Raw genomic sequence first — 17,925 nt, 5'->3', positions numbered from 1 at the left:
CTGAGTCTTACAGGATAAAGGTCGACACCTGCTGGTTCAGGTCGGTAGCACGACCCTTGAGGCGATGGGCCTGATCCAGATCGCGCATGGCGGCGGCAGTGATCTCGTCACTCACATCCTTGATGGCGGTGGTGTTCTGGGTGATCTCGCCAGTCACCTGGGTCTGCTCCTCGGCGGCGGTGGCGATCTGACCCGCCATGTCGGAGATAAGCGAGACGGCCTGGGTGATCTCTTCCAGCGCGGCAGCGGCGGCATCGGCGTCTTTCACGCTGTTGTCGGCCAGGCCCTGGCTGGTCTGCATCAGGCTGACCGCACGGGCAGTGGTCTGTTGCAGCGTCTCGATAGTGGACTGGATCTCCTGGGTGGAATCCTGGGTACGACGGGACAGCACCCTTACTTCGTCCGCCACCACGGCGAAACCACGACCCTGTTCACCGGCACGAGCCGCTTCGATGGCCGCGTTCAACGCCAGCAGGTTGGTCTGCTCGGCAATGCCCTGAATGGTGGAGAGGATGCCGGAAATGGCCTGGGCGTGACGGCTCAACTCGCCGATCACTGCGGTCGCCTGCCCCACCTCTTCGGCCAGACCGTTGATGGACTGGCGGGTCTGGTTCACCAGCATCTTGCCCTGTTCACTGCTCTGGGCGGATTGCTGGGCAGCAGCGGCCGTGTTCTCGGCGTTGCCGGCGATCTCCATGGTGGCGCTCGCCATCTCGGTGACGGCAGTGGCAACCATGGTCACTTCCTGTTGCTGGCGCTGCAGCTCGTCCACCGAGGCCTGGTTGGTCACCAGACTGCGCTCGGCATCGGCGTTCAGCTCGTTGGCCAGCTTGCGGATATTGGCGATCAGCTGATGCTGACTGCCGACGAAACGGTTGAAGCTGTTGGCCAGCTGGCCCACTTCGTCGTTGGCGTCGATCTTGATGCGCTGGGTCAAATCACCGTTACCGTCGGCGATGCGGGCCAGGGCCTGGGAGACCTTGGTGAGCGGGCCGAGCAACAGGCTGACCAGCCAGGAGATGGCGAGAATGCTGCCCACCAGCACCAGCAGGGCCAGACCGAGCTGGGTCATCAGCAAGGAGGAGAGCGGTGCCTCCAGGGTAGCCTTGTCCAGCACCAGTACCAGTTCCCAGTCGGTATCCGGGATGTCTACTGCCATCAGCAGCTTGTCACGGCCTTCGCTGTCAAAGTAGGCAGGGATCAGGGTGTTGCCAGCCTTGCTCTGCTCGATGAGGGCATTGGTCAGATCGTTGTCGATCTCGGTGGCCGGCTTCATCGCCTTGGCCGCGTCCTTGTACGCGATGACGGTACCATCCTTGTGCATCATGATGGCAAAACCGTCGGCGGGCAGCTTCATCTTGGTGACGTCCTCTACCAGGGATGCGATGGAGAGGTCACCACCGACCACGCCGCCCTGAGCCGGTTGGGCCAGCGTCACCACCATGATGTTGTAGGCAACGTCCAGATAGGGCTTGGTCACAATGAGGCCGCCCTTGCTCATGGCTTCCTGGTACCAGCCACGGGAGCGCGGATCATAACCGCTACGGTTAATGGAAGGATCCGAGTCGTTCATCTTGCCATTGCCCTCACCGAAGTAGGTGAGCTGGAAGCGACCCGACACTTGCGCCTGTTGCAGGGCATTGAGGGGGTCGGCACTGGCCTTGTTGCCAAGGGCCTGGATCACGTCGCGACGGGCAGAGAGCCAGTCACTGACGCTGGCTGCCTGCTGGCTGCCCAGTCGTTGCACCTGTTCCTGACTGCCTTGCAGCAACAGGGACTTCTGGCTGGTATAGCTCTGCCAGGAGAGCAGCAGGATCACCAATGACAAGGCGATCACCACCGACAAGAGTATCTTCTGCTTGAGTGATAGGTTTTTCATCATGATTTCTTCTTATGAGGTCAGGAACCGGATTTCCCAAAAGAGTGCACAGCACTGCGTAGTTATTAGCGACCCGGCAGGCGAAAACTGAACCTGCAAATGAGTCTGCGGACGATATTTTCCACCGAGTTGGGGAAAACTGCACCAGAAATTGACTACCGGATGCGCACAAGAAGAGGCGACCCTGTTTATTCCTTCCACAATTGGCTAGAATATCCCGTTTTTAAATCACATCGACCCCGAGAGTTTTCACGATGTTTGAAGTCAATCCTGTATTAAACAAACTTAAGGAGCTGTCTGAGAGGACAGAGCTTCTTAGGGGGTACCTTTGACTATGACGCCAAGAAAGAGCGTCTAGAAGAGGTCAACGCCGAGCTGGAACAGCCGGACGTATGGAATGAGCCCGAGCGCGCACAAGCGCTGGGCAAGGAGCGCGTCTCCCTGGAGAACGTGGTCGGCACCATTGACACCCTGACCCAGGGTGCCGAAGACGTCGAGATGCTGGTGAGCCTGGCGGTGGAAGGGGAAGACGAAGATACCTTCAACGAAGCCGTGGCCGAAGCCGATGTACTTGAAACCAAGCTGGTGGACCTCGAATTCCGTCGCATGTTCTCCGGTCAGCACGACGGCTCCGATTGCTACATCGACATCCAGTCCGGCTCAGGTGGTACCGAAGCCCAGGATTGGGCCAACATGGTGCTGCGCATGTACCTGCGCTGGGGCGATGCCCACGGTTACAAGCCGGAGCTTATCGAGCTCTCTGACGGCGACGTGGCCGGCATCAAGTCCGCCACCGTCAAGTTCACCGGCGAGTATGCCTTCGGCTGGTTGCGTACCGAAACCGGCGTCCACCGTCTGGTTCGCAAGTCACCGTTCGACTCGGGTGGCCGTCGCCACACCTCATTCTGTTCCGTATTCGTCTATCCCGAGATCGATGATGACATCGACATCGAGATCAACCCGGCCGACCTGCGGATCGACGTCTACCGCGCTTCCGGCGCCGGTGGTCAGCACGTCAACCGGACCGAATCCGCGGTACGTATCACCCACATCCCGACCGGTGTCGTGGTACAGTGCCAGAACGATCGTTCCCAGCACAAAAACAAAGATCAGTGTATGAAGCAGCTGAAAGCCAAGCTCTACGAGCTGGAAATTCAGAAGCAGAACGCTGAGAAGCAAGCCCTCGAAGAGACCAAGTCCGATATCGGCTGGGGCAGCCAGATCCGTTCCTATGTGCTGGATGATGCACGCATCAAGGATCTGCGCACCGGCGTCGAAACCCGCAATACCCAAGCGGTACTCGACGGCGACCTGGACAAGTTTATCGAAGCTAGCCTGAAATCAGGCCTGTAAAAACAGAACAGCAGGAATCACCATGTCTGAACAAACCACAACTCCGGAAGTCGACCACACTCTCGAACTGAACAACGAGATGACGGAGCGTCGTTCCAAGCTGGCCGCCTTGCGCGCCCAGGGCAACCCCTTCCCCAACGACTTCCGTCGTGACAGCCTTTCTGGCGATCTGCATGCCGAATTTGGCGACAAGAGCGCCGAAGAGCTGGTGGCCTTGGGTAAACAGGTGAAGATTGCCGGTCGCATCATGACCCGCCGGATCATGGGCAAGGCGTCTTTCGCCACCCTGCAGGACATGGCTGGCAAAATCCAGATCTACGTGACCCGTGACGATCTGCCGGAAGGCTTCTACAACGAGCAGTTCAAGAAGTGGGATCTGGGTGACATAGTCGGCGTGGAAGGGACCCTGTTCCGTACCAACACAGGTGAACTCTCGGTACACGTCTCCACCATCCGCCTGCTGACCAAGGCACTGCGTCCGCTGCCCGAGAAGCACAAGGGCCTGACCGACCAGGAAGCACGCTGCCGCCAGCGTTACCTGGACCTGATCGCCAACGAAGAGTCCCGCAAGACCTTCATGATCCGCACCAAAGTGGTTGCCGGCATCCGCAAGTTCTTCAACGACAAGCGCTTTATGGAAGTGGAAACCCCCATGATGCAGGTCATCCCGGGTGGTGCCTCCGCGCGTCCGTTCGTCACTCACCACAATGCGCTGGACATCGACATGTACCTGCGTATCGCCCCCGAGCTTTACCTGAAGCGTCTGGTGGTCGGTGGTTTCGAGCGCGTGTACGAGATCAACCGCAACTTCCGTAACGAAGGTATCTCGGTGCGTCACAACCCCGAGTTCACCATGATCGAGTTCTACATGGCCTATGCCGACTACATCGATCTGATGGACCTGACCGAGGAGCTGCTGCGCACCCTGGCCCAGGACATTCTGGGTGACACCAAGATCCGTTACGCCAAAGAGGGCGAAGAGGGTCTGACCATCGATTTCGGTCAGCCGTTCCAGCGCCTCACCATGGTGGACTCCATCCTGAAGTTCAACCCGGATGTGACCCCGGCGGATCTGGCTACCCTAGAGAGCGCCAAGGCGGTTGCCAAGCGTCTGCACATCGAGCTGATGAAGGGCTGGGAGCTGGGCCACGTGATCACCGCCATCTTCGAAGAGACGGTAGAGCACATGCTGCTGCAACCCACCTTTATCACCGAGTACCCGGCCGCCGTTTCTCCGCTGGCGCGCCGCAACGACGTGAACCCGGACGTGACAGACCGCTTCGAATTCTTCATCGGTGGCCGCGAGCTGGCCAACGGCTTCTCCGAGCTGAACGATGCGGAAGACCAGGCCAAGCGCTTCCAGGATCAGGTGGACCAGAAAGAAGCCGGTGACGACGAAGCCATGTTCTACGACGCCGACTTCGTGACCGCGCTGGAACACGGCCTGCCGCCCACTGCCGGTCAGGGCATTGGTATCGACCGTCTGGTGATGCTGTTCACCAACAGCCACACTATCCGTGACGTCATCCTGTTCCCGGCCCTGCGCCCGCAACAGAAATAAGCTCAGAGTGCAGGCCAGGCCTGTGACTCGATGGCAACGAAACGCCCCGCAACTGCGGGGCGTTTTTTATGGCGAACATTATGGCAACCATAGAGGGGCACACACTTGTACCTTACAGGGTGGATGGCAGCAGCCACTCTCCCTGCCAGAGGGTCAACGCCTGACCCGACATCAACACGCGATCCCCCTGCAGGACAAGCTTCAGCTCCCCACAGCGCGCCGAGATCTGGCGAGCCCGCAGCTCTCTCTTGCCCAGTCGCTCGGCCCAGAAGGGCACCAGAGCGCAGTGGTTGGAACCGGTGACGGGATCCTCATCCACCCCGACCCAGGGAGCGAAATAGCGGGAGACGAAGTCATCACCTGCACGGCTGGACGGGGCCGTCACCATCAGCCCCCGCCCAGGCAGGGCACGCAGGGCATGAAAATCCGGTACTAGCCCCCTCACCTCCTCTTCGCTTTCAAGCTCCAGCAGGAACTTGGCACCGGCCGCCAGGGTCTGCCGCGGCGTACAGCCGAGCGCAGCCCCATAAGCCGGGTCCAGCACCAGTGGCGTGAGCGGGATCCGCGGGAAGTCGAGCTGGATCCATTCTCCCTCGCGCCGGGCCAGCAAGACGCCGCTGCGGGTCTCGAAACGGATGACCTCCTGAGGGGCCACCTCCCCGGTCTGCCACAGCACGTGGCCGGCGGCGAGCGTGCCGTGACCACAGAGATCCACCTCGACCTGAGGGGTAAACCAGCGTAGCTGATAGCACGCCGCCCCTGCCGGTGTGAGAAAGGCAGTCTCCGACAGGTTGAACTCGGCCGCCATGGCCTGTAACTGCGCATCAGGCTGGGCCGGTCCCAGCACCACCACGGCCGGGTTGCCGCCAAAGGGCTGCTGGCTGAAGGCATTGACATGAAACAGTCTGATGGTCGGCATTCGTTTTTCCTGTGACGTCACAACGGGGCTCATTCTTCGCCGTTTATACCATGAAACAGGGCGCAGCCCGAGCAGGCTCAAGACAGGATCCCTTGGGGTTTTAATGCATTAATAGAATAAAAAAGACATTTTTATTCTTTGTTGTTATCCATCACACCCCTTAACCTGACCAAAAATCAGACCATGGAAGACGCGTGTGATGCAATTGAAGGACTCCCTGACCAATCTGGCCCCCCTCTCTGATGAACAACAACGTCAGCTGAACCAGGCATTATCAACCCTCAATACCCAGCAACTGGTCTGGGTGAGCGGCTATCTCTACGGTCTCTCCCAATCCGGCAGCCAGCCAGTGGCGGCTACGGGTGCCGTGACAGCACCCGGCGGCAGCCTGACCATTCTCTACGGCTCCCAGACCGGCAATGCCAAAGGGGTGGCCAGTGCCATCCAGGCGCAGGCCCAAGCCCGCGGCCTGCCGGTGACCCTCACCTCCATGGCGGACTACAAACCCAAACAGCTCAAGAAAGAGACCCACCTGCTGGTGGTAGTGAGCACTTACGGGGAGGGTGAACCACCGGAGAGTGCCGTCGATCTGTTCGAGCAGCTCAAGAAGGGCAAGGTTGGCAAACTCGAGGGGCTCAAGTTCGCCGTGCTGGGGCTGGGTGACAGCTCCTACGAATTTTTCTGCCAGACAGGTCAGGACTTTGACAGCCTGCTGACCAAGGCGGGCGCCGATCGCATTCATGAGCTTGCCAGCCTGGATGTGGACTATCAGGAAGCAGCCAAGGCCTGGGGTGAGCAGGCGGTCAATGCCATTGCCGCCACGCTTTCTGCCGGGGTTGCCACCAGCAGCGTGGCGGGGGCGGTACAAGCGGCTGTCGGTCACAGTCAGTACGACAAGGCCAATCCCTTCCCGGCCCGCCTGTCGGTGAATCAGAAGATCACCGGCCGCGATTCCACCAAGGATATCCGCCATATCGAGATCAGCCTCGAAGAGTCAGGGCTGACATATCAGCCTGGGGATGCCCTCGGGGTCTGGTTCGACAACGACGCCGACCTGGTGGGGGAAGTGCTGGCCCTGTCCGGACGCAGTGGTGACGAAGCCACCGCCCATGGCAGCCTGCGCGAGGTGCTCACCCGCAATCTGGAACTGACCCGGTTGCACGGCGGTTTTATCACGGGGTTGGCAGAGATCTCGGGTAACGCAGCGCTCAAAGACCTGGCCGGTGACAAGGCCCAGGTCAATGCCCTGGTGGCCTCTGCCCAGGTGGTGGATGTGCTCAAGCGCTTCCCGACCGAACTCAGCGCGGAGCAGTTGACTGGCCTGCTGCGCCCCCTCACCCCTCGCCTTTACTCCATCGCCTCCGCCCAGAGCGAAGTGGAAGAGGAGGTGCATCTCACCGTTGGCGTGGTGCGCTACCCGCAAGAAGATGGCACAGTGCGCAGTGGCGCCGCCTCCTCCTATCTGGCGGACAGGCTGGCCGAAGATGCCGAGGTACGGGTGTTTGTGGAGCACAATGACAACTTCCGCCTGCCGGCCAATCCCGATACCCCCGTCATCATGGTGGGACCGGGCACCGGCATAGCACCGTTCCGCGCCTTTATGCAGGAGCGCGAGACTCAAGGGGCCGAAGGCAAGAACTGGCTCTTCTTCGGCAACCCCCACTTCACCCAGGACTTTCTCTATCAGGTCGAGTGGCAGCGCTATGTGAAATCGGGCCTGCTGTCGAAGATCTCGCTGGCCTTCAGCCGGGATCAGGCCAACAAGATTTATGTGCAGGACAGACTGCGTGAAGCGGGTCTGGAGCTCTACCAGTGGCTGGAAGCAGGTGCTCACTTCTATGTGTGCGGCGATGCCAACCAGATGGCGAAAGATGTGCAGGAAGCCCTGCTGGATGTGATTGCAGAACACGGTCACAAGAGCCGTGAGGAAGCAGAAGAGTATTTGAGCGAATTGCGTCGTGCCAAACGTTATCAAAGGGATGTCTATTGATGAGCAAGCAAGTGATTCCGGGACCGGTCGAAGGACCGCTGGCCGACAACGAGCGCCTCAAGCGCGAGAGCAACTTTCTGCGCGGCACCATAGAGCAGGATCTGCAAGACCCGCTTACCGGCGGCTTCAACGGCGACAACTTCCAGCTGATCCGCTTCCACGGCATGTATCAGCAGGATGACAGAGACATACGCCCGGAGCGTACTGCCCAGAAGCTGGAGCCCCTGCACAACGTCATGCTGCGCGCTCGTCTGCCGGGCGGCATCATCACCCCGGCCCAATGGCAGGTGATCGACAAGTTCGCCAAGGAGCACAGCCTGTATGGCAGCATCCGCCTCACTACCCGCCAGACCTTCCAGTTCCACGGAGTATTGAAGCGCGACATCAAGCTGATGCACCAGACCCTCAACAGCACCGGCATAGATTCCATCGCCACCGCCGGCGACGTGAACCGCAACGTGCTCTGCACCAGCAATCCGGTGGAGTCTGAACTGCATCAGGAAGCCTACGAGTGGGCCACAAAAATCTCCGAGCACCTGCTGCCCAAGACCCGCGCCTATGTCGAGATCTGGCTGGATGGCGAGAAGCTGGGTGGGGACGAGGAGCCAATCCTGGGCTCCAACTACCTGCCGCGCAAATTCAAGACCACAGTGGTGATCCCGCCCCACAACGACGTGGATATTCACGCCAACGATCTCAACTTCGTAGCCATTGCCGAAGGCGGCAAGCTGGTGGGCTTCAACGTGCTGGTGGGCGGCGGGCTCGCCATGACTCACGGCGACACCAGCACCTACCCGCGCAAAGCGAGTGATTTTGGCTTTATTCCCCTCTCCCACGTATTGGAGGTCGCGGCCGCCGTGGTCAGCACCCAGCGTGACTGGGGCAACCGGGTCAACCGCAAGAACGCCAAGACCAAGTACACACTCGAACGTGTTGGCGTCGAGGCGTTCAAGGCCGAGGTGGAGAACCGCACAGGCATCCCCTTCGCCGAGAGTCGTCCCTATGAGTTCACCAGTCGTGGCGATCGCTTCGGCTGGGTCGAAGGGATCGATGGCAAGCACCACCTGACCCTCTTTATCGAGAATGGCCGTTTGCTGGACTTCCCGGGCAAGCCGCTCAAGACCGGCATGCTGGAAATCGCCAAGATCCACCAGGGGGATTTCCGCCTGACCGCCAACCAGAACCTCATCATCGCCGGCGTCCCCGCTGGCGAGAAGGCGCGCATCGAAGCCTTGGCGCGTCAATACGGCCTGCTGGATGACGGCGTGAGCGAGCAGCGCAAGCAGTCCATGGCCTGCGTGGCCCTGCCCACCTGCCCGCTGGCGATGGCCGAGGCAGAGCGTATGCTGCCGGCGTTTGTCACCGACATCGAAGGCTTGCTCACCAAGCACGGACTGGCGGATGACGCCATCATCTTCCGGGTCACCGGCTGCCCCAATGGCTGCGGCCGCGCCATGCTGGCGGAGGTGGGTCTGGTGGGCAAGGCACCGGGCCGCTACAACCTGCACCTGGGTGGCAATCTGGAAGGGACCCGTATCCCGCGCCTCTATCAGGAGAACATCACTGAGCCGCAGATCCTGGCCGAGCTAGATCGACTGATCGGCCGCTGGGCTGCCGAACGCACTGCGGCAGAGTGCTTCGGTGACTTCGTGATCCGCACTGGTGTGGTGGCCCCCGTTATCGATTCCGCGAGGGACTTCTATGCTGCTTAATCTGCCGCTTAATGTCACTGAAAATGGCCGTCTTGACCTGCAGGCCCTGCTGACCCTCGGCCGTGAAGAGCAGACAGAGGCACTGGCCCCCCTCAACCGGGAGCTGGACACCATGAGCGCCCCCGAGCGGGTGCGCTGGGCGCTGGCGAACCTGCCGGGGGAACATGTGCTGTCATCCAGCTTCGGCATCCAGGCCGCGCTGATGCTGCACCTGGTGAGCCGCGAGCGGGCCGACGTACCCGTGGTACTCACCGATACCGGCTATCTCTTCCCTGAGACCTACCGCTTTATCGATGAGCTGACCGAACGGCTGGCGCTCAATCTGAAGATATACAGGGCAGAACTGTCACCGGCCTGGCAGGAGGCGCGCTTCGGCCTGCTGTGGGAGCAGGGAGTGGAGGGGATCACCCGCTACAACCAGCTCAATAAAGTGGAACCCATGGACCGCGCCCTGAGCGAGCTGGGGGCCCAGACCTGGTTTTCCGGCCTGCGCCGCGAGCAGGCCGGCAGCCGTGGCAAGCTGCCAGTGCTGGCAATCCAGCGCGGCCGCTTCAAGTTTCTGCCTGTCATCGACTGGAGCAACAAGGACGTCTTCTACTACTTCAAGGAGTTCGACCTGCCCTACCACCCACTGTGGGAGCAAGGCTACCTCTCGGTCGGCGACGTGCACACCACCACCAAGTGGGAGCCGGGCATGAGCGAGGAGCAGACCCGCTTCTTCGGCCTCAAGCGCGAGTGCGGCCTGCACGAAGAGAGCGGCGAGCACGACGGCTCAGGTATCTGATCCCTCTTCAGGATTCTGACAATAAAAAAGCGCCCGGCAACTGCCGGGCGCTTTTATGGGTGATATTCAGCGCGTGAAGGCGCGCCCTGATAATCCGCTTACTTGGCGGCGCGAGCCTGAGTCAACCAATCGTTGACCAGGGCTTCGTGTCCCTTGATCCAGGCATTTGCATGACGCTCAATATCTGCCGGCTTGTTCTGCCCCTGCTTCATCAAACCGTTTTGCACGTTGATGTCATTGATGGGCAGCTTCATTTCGGCAAACAGCTTGGCGGCAGCAGGGTTTTCCTCGGCGAACGCCTTGTTGGCAACTATGTGCATGGTATTCATCTCAAAACCATAGTTTTTGCCATTCGCTAACTTGGTGTCACCCTTACGCCCCTCTGGCAAAGCGGTATAAGGCACTTCCAGCCATACCACATCCTTGCCCGGCACCAGCTCGCCGCTTACCCAGTAAGGCGTCCAGGTGTAGTAAAACACCGGTTTGTGTTCCTTGTAACGAGTGATGGTGTCGGCAATGATGGCCGAGTAATTCCCCTGTTGATGAGTCACAGTCTGATCCAGACCGTAAGTCTTGAGCTGATGATTGATCACCATCTCGCAGCCCCAGCCCGGGTTGCAACCAGCCAGGTCAGCCTTGCCATCACCATCGCTGTCAAACAGTGCAGCCAGCTTGGGATCCTTCAACTGGGCTATGTTGGTGATGCCGTATTTGTCGGCAGTGACCTTGTCGATGAGATAGCCCTGGGCCGCGCCGGTTACATAAGTTCCCTTGCGGTAGAACTTGGCATCATCCCCGGCCTTTTCATACTTGTCTTTGTGGAGCGGATTCCAATTGAACGTGAGAAAGGTCGCATCGCCGCTGGCGACCGAGGCATAACCCACATTGTAATCCGCCTCTTTGGCAGATTTGACGTCATAGCCCAGCTCACCCAGCAGCTTGCTCACCAGCAGGGTCTGAAACGCCTCCTCCGGCACTGTGCTCTGGATGGGTTGAACTGTCACACCGGCCATGGCGGCCGTACTCAGCAACAGAGTACCCAGCGTCAATCCCTTGGTGATGGTTTTCATACATTTTCTCCTTTAGTGTGAGTCTTGTTGCGCTGCCCGAACGGTGCGAGCAGCAAGGCAATCGGGCCATGCTGATACCAGCGGCCGACATGCCCGGAATTGGACTGACCCATCGCCTGAGTCATACGATCCAGTACTATGGCAAGCAGGACTATGCCAAGCCCCCCCACCGAAGCCATCCCCATGTCGAGACGACCAATGCCGCGCAGTACCATCTGGCCCAGACCACCCACGGCTATCATGGACGCAATGACCACCATGGAGAGGGAGAGCATCAGCGACTGATTGACCCCGGCCATGATGGTGGGCATGGCAAGCGGCAGTTGCACCTTGAACAACAGTTGGGAGGGACTGGCACCAAATGAGTGACCTGCTTCAACAAGGTCCTCAGGTACCTGACGAATACCCAAAATGGTCAACCTGATCATCGGCGGCAGCGCGAAAATAATGGTGACGACGACCCCGGGTACATTACCAATGCCGAACAACATAACGATGGGAATGAGGTAGACGAAAGCCGGGGTAGTTTGCATGGCATCCAGCAGCGGCCGGGTCCAGGCTGTTGCCTTCTCACTACGAGCCAGCAAGATACCCACCGGCAGCCCGATCAAAATGCAGAAGAAGAGCGAGGTCAGTACCAGCGACAGGGTCACCATGGCATCAGACCAGGCACCAATGAGACCTATACCAATCAGCGAGACCAGTGTTCCCAACGCCATTCGTCCACTGACCAGTTGCCAGGCCACCAGAGTCAAGAGACCAACCATGATGGAAGAAGGAATACTCTGCAGCGCGCTGGTCAGCGCATTTAGCGTCACTTCGACCGGAGCCCGGATGATCTGGAACAGGGGTCGGAAGTTGCTCACCAACGCGCCAATACCCTGTTCAACCCAACGGTCGAGTGGTACCCAGGCATGCTGGAAAGGATCCAAAGGGTCAAAGGCGGGCTCTTCCGCCTTCGAGACGATCTCGGTCTGCCAGTCATTGCTGGCTACCGCAGTCTCGGTTGTACTGCCCCAAGGATCTGCTGCTGCATCCGTTACCTCGCTGCTGACCACACTATCCTGAGCATTGGCAGTTACCTCTTCAGCCCAGGCCGGATTGCTTGCCAGCAGCAGGGCCGCCAGACAGAGGGAAATTAGTTGCTTCATGCCGGTGTACTCCTGTCCAGGGTGTTGAGTAGATTCGCCTTTGAGATAAGACCCAGATAGGTTCCATCTTCCTCAATGACAGGCACCTGACAAGGTGCAGCCGCCACCAGACTGATCAACTCATGCAGCGGGGTATCCGCCAATAACGGCGTCACTTCATCCAGTAAGGCCTGTTCAAGACTCCCCTTGCTGGCCACTGTGCGCGCAAGAGACGCGAGGGATACCACGCCAACAAAGTGACGACTGCGATCCACCACATAACCAAATTCACGATCCTGCTCCTTGAGTTGACGCAGGGCATTAGCCGGACCATCCGTGGTGTGCTTCTTGATAAGCGGCATCTGCTTGCGGCTGACGATATCGCGGGCACTGAACACATTGGCCAGATCCACGCCGCGAAAGAAGGCACGCACATAATCGTTGGCCGGTTGGCTCAGGATCTCGTCGGGTGTCCCGATCTGGATCACCTGACCGTCCTGCATGATGGCGATGCGATCACCGATACGCATCGCTTCATCCAGATCGTGGGAGATAAAGACGATGGTGCGCTGATGGCTGGCCTGCAGCTTGAGCAGTTCATCCTGCATCTCGGTGCGGATCAGCGGATCCAGCGCGGAGAAAGCCTCATCCATCAACAGTATGTCGGGGTCATTGGCCAGTGCGCGGGCCAGACCAACCCTTTGCTTCATGCCACCGGAGAGGGCATCGGGGAAGGAGTCCACCCACTGGCCCAGACCCACCTGATTGAGTGCCTGGCGGGCACTTTCCTGGCGTTCGAGAAGCGGCACACCGGCCAGCTCCAGACCAAAGGCGGCATTTTCCAGCACGCTCAGATGAGGCATGAGGGCAAAAGATTGGAACACCATGCTGATCTTCTTGCGCCTTACCTGACGCAGCTCGCTGTCCGAGATGGCGGCGATGTCCTCACCGTCGATCAACACCTGACCACGGGTCGGCTCGATAAGACGGTTGAAGAGACGCACCAGGGTAGATTTGCCCGAACCGGACAAGCCCATTACCACAAAGATTTCTCCCTCGTGGATGGCGAGATCCACCCCATGCACACCCAGGGTTTGACCCGTCTTTTTCAAAATGCTGGCGCGGTCGTGCCCTTTCTCCAGCAATTTGAAGACTTTCTCCGGCTGTTCTCCGAAGATTTTATAGAGTGATTTGACTTCGAGTTTGACTGTCATACTGTCCTATTTTTATTGTCGGCATCTTGATAATTAACCCGCCGAACGCTAACCAATTACTTACTACACTAAGCAATTTACACCAAAAACGAAAGAACCATAAGAGTCCACATAAAACAATGAAAACATAAGATGTTGATTTTAATCATTTATTTTTGACAATAAAAACCCACAAATCGACAAGCATGACCCATGCCAGCATACTTTTTTGATTAGATAACTAATATATTAATCGCCCTTGTTAGGGCAAAATCCAATGGAGTCGGGCTGTTATGGTGCGATTCTCGGATGCAGTGATCCCCTCGCAGGAAAAACCTGCAAAATCATTACAACCCTAATGATTTGATTGGGGAGAAAAGAGACAGAAAGAGGAGGAAGAGCCAAGTGCAGCCCTGATAGATGGGATGTCTCTCGGGCTGCCCAGTTGCAGCAAGGAAAAAGGCCCCTTGTGCAGCACAGGGGGCCTTTCATTTTCAACGGTGATCCAGAGCTATCAGCGCCGCTGCCAGGTTTCGAAGCAGTAGGGATGAGGATTCTTCTCGTCGGGCTCATGGGGTTCGCGCTCAACGCAATGCCACTCGTCCTCCTCGAAGGCGGGGAAGCGGGTATCCCCTGCCACCGCCAAATCGATTCTGGTCAGATAGAGGCTGTCGGCCCGTGGCAGCAGCTGGCCATAGAGATGACCACCGCCGATCACCATCAGCTCGTCCACATTCCCGGCGCTTGCCAGCAGCGCCAACGCGGCCTCGACAGAATCGACTACCTCCACACCGTCGGCCTGGTAATCGGGATTGCGGCTGATCACCAGATTGCGCCGCCCTGGCAGCGGCCGACCAATGGATTCAAAGGTCTTGCGCCCCATCAACACAGGCTTGCCCAGGGTCACCCGCTTGAAGTGGGCCAGATCCGCCGGCAGGTGCCAGGGCATCTGGTTATCCAGGCCTATCACGCGATCGTGCGCCATGGCGGCAATCATGGAAATCTTCATGGGGTCAGCCTCTCACTGCGTCTGTCAAATAATGGGCCGGTTACGGTACACGACCAGGGAGGGGATCGCCAAACCGAAACTGAGAGCCCCCACGATAAACAGTGCCTTGAGGCCGTTCTCCACCGCGCTCTGGATAAGCTCCATGGTCACCCCCGAGATATTGAGCTCCACCACGGCGATCATGGTCTTGAACGCATAGCTGCCGGGGATCATGGGAATGATGGAGGCGACACTGAACACGGGCCGTGGCGCCAGCAGGCGACGGGACCAGTAGACACAGACAAAGCCGACCGTGGTCGCCGCCGCCAGGGTCGCCCACTCGATGGGCATGCCGTAATGGATGAGCAGGGTACGCAAGCTGTGGGCCAGGGCACCGCCCATGGCACAGTACTTCAACATGCGCGGCGGCACGTTGAACAACATGGCAAACCCCACGGCCGGAATGGAAGACCAGAAGGCATCCTTGGCCAGTAGCCAGAGCAGATCCATCATACCTTCCACCCCCAGATACCGGTCATCGACATGGCCAGAATGATGCCAATGGCTGCGCTGATGGTAAGCAGAGTTGCCGTGCCCCAGCGTGCAAGCCCCATGTTGAAGTAACCCTTCACCATGTCGGAGACAGCATTGATGAGCGGGAAACCCGGCACCAGCAAGAGCACGCTGGCTGCCATGGCGAGATAGGGCTGGGCGCCCCAGTTGAAGAAGGTGGCGCTGGAAGAGAGCAAGGTGGCGATAAAAGCGGTCGCGGCAAAGTTGATGAGCGGACTGTGGTGATGGCGGGCGATCAGCTGGCGCACCCGCATCGCTACGGCTGCGGAGAGACAGGTCACCATGAAGATGGGCCAGTCACCGCCAAACAACAGGCTGAAGGCGCCGCAGGAGAGCCCCACCATGGGGACCACCAGCCAGGGGTGGTAATGAAACGGCACTATGCCGTCGAGCCGCAGACGCACCTCGCGCGCCCCTATCAGCTCCTTTTCCGCCATGATGCAGATACGCTGGATCTCGCACACCACCTGCATGTTGATACCGTGTTCCCGCACCCGGCGGGTAGTGGTGACACAACTGCCCTGATAGAGGCTGGTGAGCACTATGGCACTGGAGGAGATAGCCATCTCGACGCTCTCCAGCCCTAGCGCCATGCCGAGCCGAACCGTGGTCTGCTCTATGATGCGGCTCTCCGCCCCGAACTGGGCCAGCATCTGGCCCGCCTTGACGATGATGCGGGTGATCTCTGTCTGTTGATCCCGCGACAGCACCCGCCTTGGTGTGATACTTCTCATAATCCCTTCGAGTCGTAGCAAATTTAAAGTATCGCCATATTAGCCTAACTGTCGGCGCCATTCATCCACACCGATCACGGCAATAATCAATTTTTAATAAAACAGCCGATGCCACTAAAATACATCAAATAGATTACAAATAACTCCAGATAAATTAACGTCACCAGGCGAGCCTCACCTGGTAACGAATATATTATCTAAAATAATATTTAACTGAATTATTAATGAAGGGCGTTATTTCTTCTTGTGGTAATAATCAAAGAAAGAAACCACATTATTTTCCCTATAGACGGGCGCCTGATCGGCATAGAGATTGGCATTGAGCTGGATCATCTCGCTGCGCATGGAATAAAAGGAGTCGTGCATCATGGCCGCAATACGAATACAGCTGTCCATGTTGTTCTTGGCCAATTTCCGCTGGCAGTCGATGCGAAACTGCAGGCCGCGCAGCCGCTGTTGCTGCTCTGGGCTGACCCGGTCGATCAAGCCCTCTATCTGCTGGCGCAGCAACTCGTCGAGCCGCTCGGGCTCCGCCACAGCCAACCGTCTCAAGGTATCAAAATCAGGCAACTCCATATGCCCTCCCGCGGCCAGCCGCTGCATGGTGATACTCAAACAACAACGATCAGCTCATAATTCAACCAACCGTATAAGAAGTTATATAAGACGATTACCCGCCTGGTTCAATCCATACAGCCCTCTTTCGAACCCGATTGCGCCAAAAAATGACGGCAGCGGCAAGCTGCCACCGGCTTATTCGTTATGGATCAACCGATTATTCCTGAATATTTTCACTGGACCTGTTTATACATTTTTATGGCGACGACACCCTGGCCTTATGTCTTATTGAAAGGGAACCTGCAATATTGCTTTTCATTCGGCACTCGATGTTGAGCACCACACTCGCCAATGTCTGGCCTCGTTTAACATATCTCACTGATTATGTTATTTTATTTGCCACTTATTCAGCGCAACCAAGAGCAGACCATGATCAAGGCAAAAATCGGCATCGTCACCGTCAGCGATCGCGCCAGTGCAGGCATCTACGAAGACCTCTCCGGCAAGGCCATCATAGAGACGCTGGGCGCGTATCTGACCTCTGAATGGGAACCCGTCTATCAGGTGATCCCGGATGAACAGGATCAGATTGAAGCAACCCTGAGCCGGCTGGCAGACCAGGAGCAGTGCTGCCTCATCGTCACCACGGGCGGTACCGGCCCAGCCAAACGGGATGTGACCCCGGAGGCCACGGAGGCGGTGTGCGATCGCATGATGCCGGGCTTTGGCGAGCTGATGCGGGCCGAGTCCCTCAAGTTCGTGCCAACCGCCATTTTGTCGCGCCAGACCGCCGGCCTGCGCGGCAGCTCGCTCATCGTCAACCTGCCGGGCAAGCCCAAGTCCATCCGTGAGTGCCTGGATGCGGTCTTCCCCGCCATCCCCTACTGCATCGACCTGATGGATGGACCCTATCTCGAGTGCGACGAAGCCGTCATCAAGCCGTTTCGCCCCAAGAAATAGGTAAATGGACGGGGGATGTGAACCCCGTCCATCTCTTATTTGCGGCCGTATACCTTGACCCCGGCCTTGCTCCCCTCCGAATTGCCATAGACCTCGATCCGCTTGATGCAAAGGCGGCTGCCGAGGGATTTCCAGTCCGATTCCTGATCCGCTTTCAGATCCTTGTCAAAAGTGAGGGTCTTGCTGCTGTCGTTGCCATAAAACACCTTGACCCGGTTAAGGGTCAATTCCCGTCCTGCCTTGACCATGATGGACTTGGCAGGTCGGCAGACAATGATGGGAATAATGGCGGCATGGTCGCCCACTCCCAGCAAAAGAGTCTTGCCCAGCCGAAATTCATCATCGGCCATGGCCGGCGCAGGCAGCGCCAATAAAAGGGTAGACAGCAAGAGCGCATTGAAGCCGCGGCGCAGGTGGAGTTGAACAGAGAAAACAGCAGATGGAACAGACATTATGCCTCCCTAAAAATGGGAGGCATCTTAATTCATCAAGACCAAACCCAGGCTGTACCGGCGCCCTGC

At 58.3% G+C, this 17,925-nt stretch carries 16 protein-coding genes; 6 read left to right on the top strand and 10 right to left on the bottom strand.

Translation table 11 applies throughout. The features are described 5' to 3' along the window. Positions 1 to 7 precede the first annotated feature (7 nt). A complete protein-coding gene (locus tag GWQ27_RS11620; protein ID WP_275907470.1) occupies positions 8 to 1,879 on the bottom strand; it encodes a methyl-accepting chemotaxis protein in 1,872 nt (623 codons plus the stop codon). A gap of 254 nt (positions 1,880 to 2,133) precedes the next feature. On the opposite strand from GWQ27_RS11620, the gene prfB reads away from it, so the two are divergent. Together prfB and lysS are read left to right on the top strand one after the other, a co-directional pair. Continuing rightward, a protein-coding gene (gene prfB, locus GWQ27_RS11615; RefSeq protein ID WP_096118696.1) for a peptide chain release factor 2 occupies positions 2,134 to 3,232 on the top strand; the annotation gives its coding sequence in 2 pieces (ribosomal slippage) (positions 2,134 to 2,208 and positions 2,210 to 3,232; 1,098 coding nt in all). A 22-nt stretch (positions 3,233 to 3,254) separates the two neighbouring features. After that, positions 3,255 to 4,793, top strand: coding sequence for a lysine--tRNA ligase (lysS, locus tag GWQ27_RS11610; protein ID WP_275907426.1), 1,539 nt, complete (start codon positions 3,255 to 3,257; stop codon positions 4,791 to 4,793). A gap of 112 nt (positions 4,794 to 4,905) precedes the next feature. On the opposite strand, the gene GWQ27_RS11605 is transcribed toward lysS, so the two are convergent. Continuing rightward, entirely contained in the window at positions 4,906 to 5,712 is an 807-nt protein-coding gene (locus GWQ27_RS11605; RefSeq protein ID WP_111588431.1) for a PhzF family phenazine biosynthesis protein, read from the bottom strand. Positions 5,713 to 5,911: 199 nt separating this feature from the next. Between GWQ27_RS11605 and GWQ27_RS11600 the strand changes: the two genes are divergently transcribed. The 3 genes from GWQ27_RS11600 to GWQ27_RS11590 are packed head-to-tail and all read left to right on the top strand — an operon-like array spanning position 5,912 to position 10,198. Next, positions 5,912 to 7,702: an assimilatory sulfite reductase (NADPH) flavoprotein subunit gene (locus GWQ27_RS11600; protein WP_275907469.1), complete on the top strand. Its 1,791-nt coding sequence runs from the start codon at positions 5,912 to 5,914 to the stop codon at positions 7,700 to 7,702. Beyond that, entirely contained in the window at positions 7,702 to 9,414 is a 1,713-nt protein-coding gene (gene cysI / locus GWQ27_RS11595) for an assimilatory sulfite reductase (NADPH) hemoprotein subunit (RefSeq protein WP_275907425.1), read from the top strand. Before GWQ27_RS11600 ends, cysI begins: the two co-directional genes overlap by 1 nt. Then, positions 9,404 to 10,198, top strand: a complete 795-nt coding sequence (locus tag GWQ27_RS11590) for a phosphoadenylyl-sulfate reductase (RefSeq protein ID WP_275907424.1) — start codon at positions 9,404 to 9,406, stop codon at positions 10,196 to 10,198. Before cysI ends, GWQ27_RS11590 begins: the two co-directional genes overlap by 11 nt. Positions 10,199 to 10,296: 98 nt before the next feature. Here the strand turns inward: GWQ27_RS11590 and proX are convergent, their stop codons facing one another. The 7 genes from proX to GWQ27_RS11555 all read right to left on the bottom strand — a co-directional run bounded on the left by proX (position 10,297) and on the right by GWQ27_RS11555 (position 16,462). Continuing rightward, entirely contained in the window at positions 10,297 to 11,268 is a 972-nt protein-coding gene (proX, locus tag GWQ27_RS11585; RefSeq protein ID WP_111588427.1) for a glycine betaine/L-proline ABC transporter substrate-binding protein ProX, read from the bottom strand. Beyond that, the gene (proW, locus tag GWQ27_RS11580) at positions 11,265 to 12,419 is read right to left on the bottom strand and encodes a glycine betaine/L-proline ABC transporter permease ProW (RefSeq protein ID WP_234576559.1); all 1,155 of its coding nucleotides are present in this window, start codon (positions 12,417 to 12,419) and stop codon (positions 11,265 to 11,267) included. The genes proX and proW overlap by 4 nt, the downstream gene beginning before the upstream one ends. After that, a complete protein-coding gene (proV, locus tag GWQ27_RS11575; RefSeq protein ID WP_111588425.1) occupies positions 12,416 to 13,612 on the bottom strand; it encodes a glycine betaine/L-proline ABC transporter ATP-binding protein ProV in 1,197 nt (398 codons plus the stop codon). Before proV ends, proW begins: the two co-directional genes overlap by 4 nt. A 493-nt stretch (positions 13,613 to 14,105) precedes the next feature. Next, positions 14,106 to 14,600 carry a type 3 dihydrofolate reductase gene (gene folA, locus GWQ27_RS11570; protein ID WP_058393715.1) on the bottom strand — a complete coding sequence of 165 codons (495 nt, stop codon included), beginning with the start codon at positions 14,598 to 14,600 and terminating at the stop codon, positions 14,106 to 14,108. Between the two features lie 24 nt (positions 14,601 to 14,624). Then, complete coding sequence (locus GWQ27_RS11565) at positions 14,625 to 15,092, bottom strand: threonine/serine exporter family protein (RefSeq protein WP_021138083.1); 468 nt, start codon at positions 15,090 to 15,092, stop codon at positions 14,625 to 14,627. Then, entirely contained in the window at positions 15,089 to 15,886 is a 798-nt protein-coding gene (locus GWQ27_RS11560) for a threonine/serine exporter family protein (protein ID WP_275907423.1), read from the bottom strand. Before GWQ27_RS11560 ends, GWQ27_RS11565 begins: the two co-directional genes overlap by 4 nt. A 234-nt stretch (positions 15,887 to 16,120) precedes the next feature. After that, positions 16,121 to 16,462: a DUF3135 domain-containing protein gene (locus GWQ27_RS11555; protein WP_059168138.1), complete on the bottom strand. Its 342-nt coding sequence runs from the start codon at positions 16,460 to 16,462 to the stop codon at positions 16,121 to 16,123. Between the two features lie 411 nt (positions 16,463 to 16,873). Here GWQ27_RS11555 and mog point away from each other — a divergent pair, with 411 nt between their 5' ends. Further along, positions 16,874 to 17,404, top strand: coding sequence for a molybdopterin adenylyltransferase (mog, locus tag GWQ27_RS11550; protein WP_275907422.1), 531 nt, complete (start codon positions 16,874 to 16,876; stop codon positions 17,402 to 17,404). A 35-nt stretch (positions 17,405 to 17,439) separates the two neighbouring features. On the opposite strand, the gene GWQ27_RS11545 is transcribed toward mog, so the two are convergent. Then, positions 17,440 to 17,856, bottom strand: a complete 417-nt coding sequence (locus GWQ27_RS11545; protein ID WP_275907421.1) for a DUF2541 family protein — start codon at positions 17,854 to 17,856, stop codon at positions 17,440 to 17,442. Positions 17,857 to 17,925 lie beyond the last annotated feature (69 nt).

Origin of the sequence: Aeromonas sp. 5HA1, assembly GCF_029237245.1 — a bacterium.
In the GTDB taxonomy this organism is placed as follows: domain Bacteria; phylum Pseudomonadota; class Gammaproteobacteria; order Enterobacterales; family Aeromonadaceae; genus Aeromonas; species Aeromonas salmonicida.
Note: the sequence above shows the minus strand (reverse complement) of the source record. Positions and strands in the feature narration are given on the sequence as shown.

Bases quoted from the DNA above. Each gene is read 5' to 3' on its own strand.
- GWQ27_RS11620 (WP_275907470.1), bottom strand. From the start codon at position 1,879: ATGAAAAACCTATCACTCAAGCAGAAGATACTCTTGTCGGTGGTGATC.
- lysS (WP_275907426.1), top strand. From the start codon at position 3,255: ATGTCTGAACAAACCACAACTCCGGAAGTCGACCACACTCTCGAACTG.
- GWQ27_RS11605 (WP_111588431.1), bottom strand. From the start codon at position 5,712: ATGCCGACCATCAGACTGTTTCATGTCAATGCCTTCAGCCAGCAGCCC.
- GWQ27_RS11600 (WP_275907469.1), top strand. From the start codon at position 5,912: ATGCAATTGAAGGACTCCCTGACCAATCTGGCCCCCCTCTCTGATGAA.
- cysI (WP_275907425.1), top strand. From the start codon at position 7,702: ATGAGCAAGCAAGTGATTCCGGGACCGGTCGAAGGACCGCTGGCCGAC.
- GWQ27_RS11590 (WP_275907424.1), top strand. From the start codon at position 9,404: ATGCTGCTTAATCTGCCGCTTAATGTCACTGAAAATGGCCGTCTTGAC.
- proX (WP_111588427.1), bottom strand. From the start codon at position 11,268: ATGAAAACCATCACCAAGGGATTGACGCTGGGTACTCTGTTGCTGAGT.
- proW (WP_234576559.1), bottom strand. From the start codon at position 12,419: ATGAAGCAACTAATTTCCCTCTGTCTGGCGGCCCTGCTGCTGGCAAGC.
- proV (WP_111588425.1), bottom strand. From the start codon at position 13,612: ATGACAGTCAAACTCGAAGTCAAATCACTCTATAAAATCTTCGGAGAA.
- folA (WP_058393715.1), bottom strand. From the start codon at position 14,600: ATGAAGATTTCCATGATTGCCGCCATGGCGCACGATCGCGTGATAGGC.
- GWQ27_RS11565 (WP_021138083.1), bottom strand. From the start codon at position 15,092: ATGATGGATCTGCTCTGGCTACTGGCCAAGGATGCCTTCTGGTCTTCC.
- GWQ27_RS11560 (WP_275907423.1), bottom strand. From the start codon at position 15,886: ATGAGAAGTATCACACCAAGGCGGGTGCTGTCGCGGGATCAACAGACA.
- GWQ27_RS11555 (WP_059168138.1), bottom strand. From the start codon at position 16,462: ATGGAGTTGCCTGATTTTGATACCTTGAGACGGTTGGCTGTGGCGGAG.
- mog (WP_275907422.1), top strand. From the start codon at position 16,874: ATGATCAAGGCAAAAATCGGCATCGTCACCGTCAGCGATCGCGCCAGT.
- GWQ27_RS11545 (WP_275907421.1), bottom strand. From the start codon at position 17,856: ATGTCTGTTCCATCTGCTGTTTTCTCTGTTCAACTCCACCTGCGCCGC.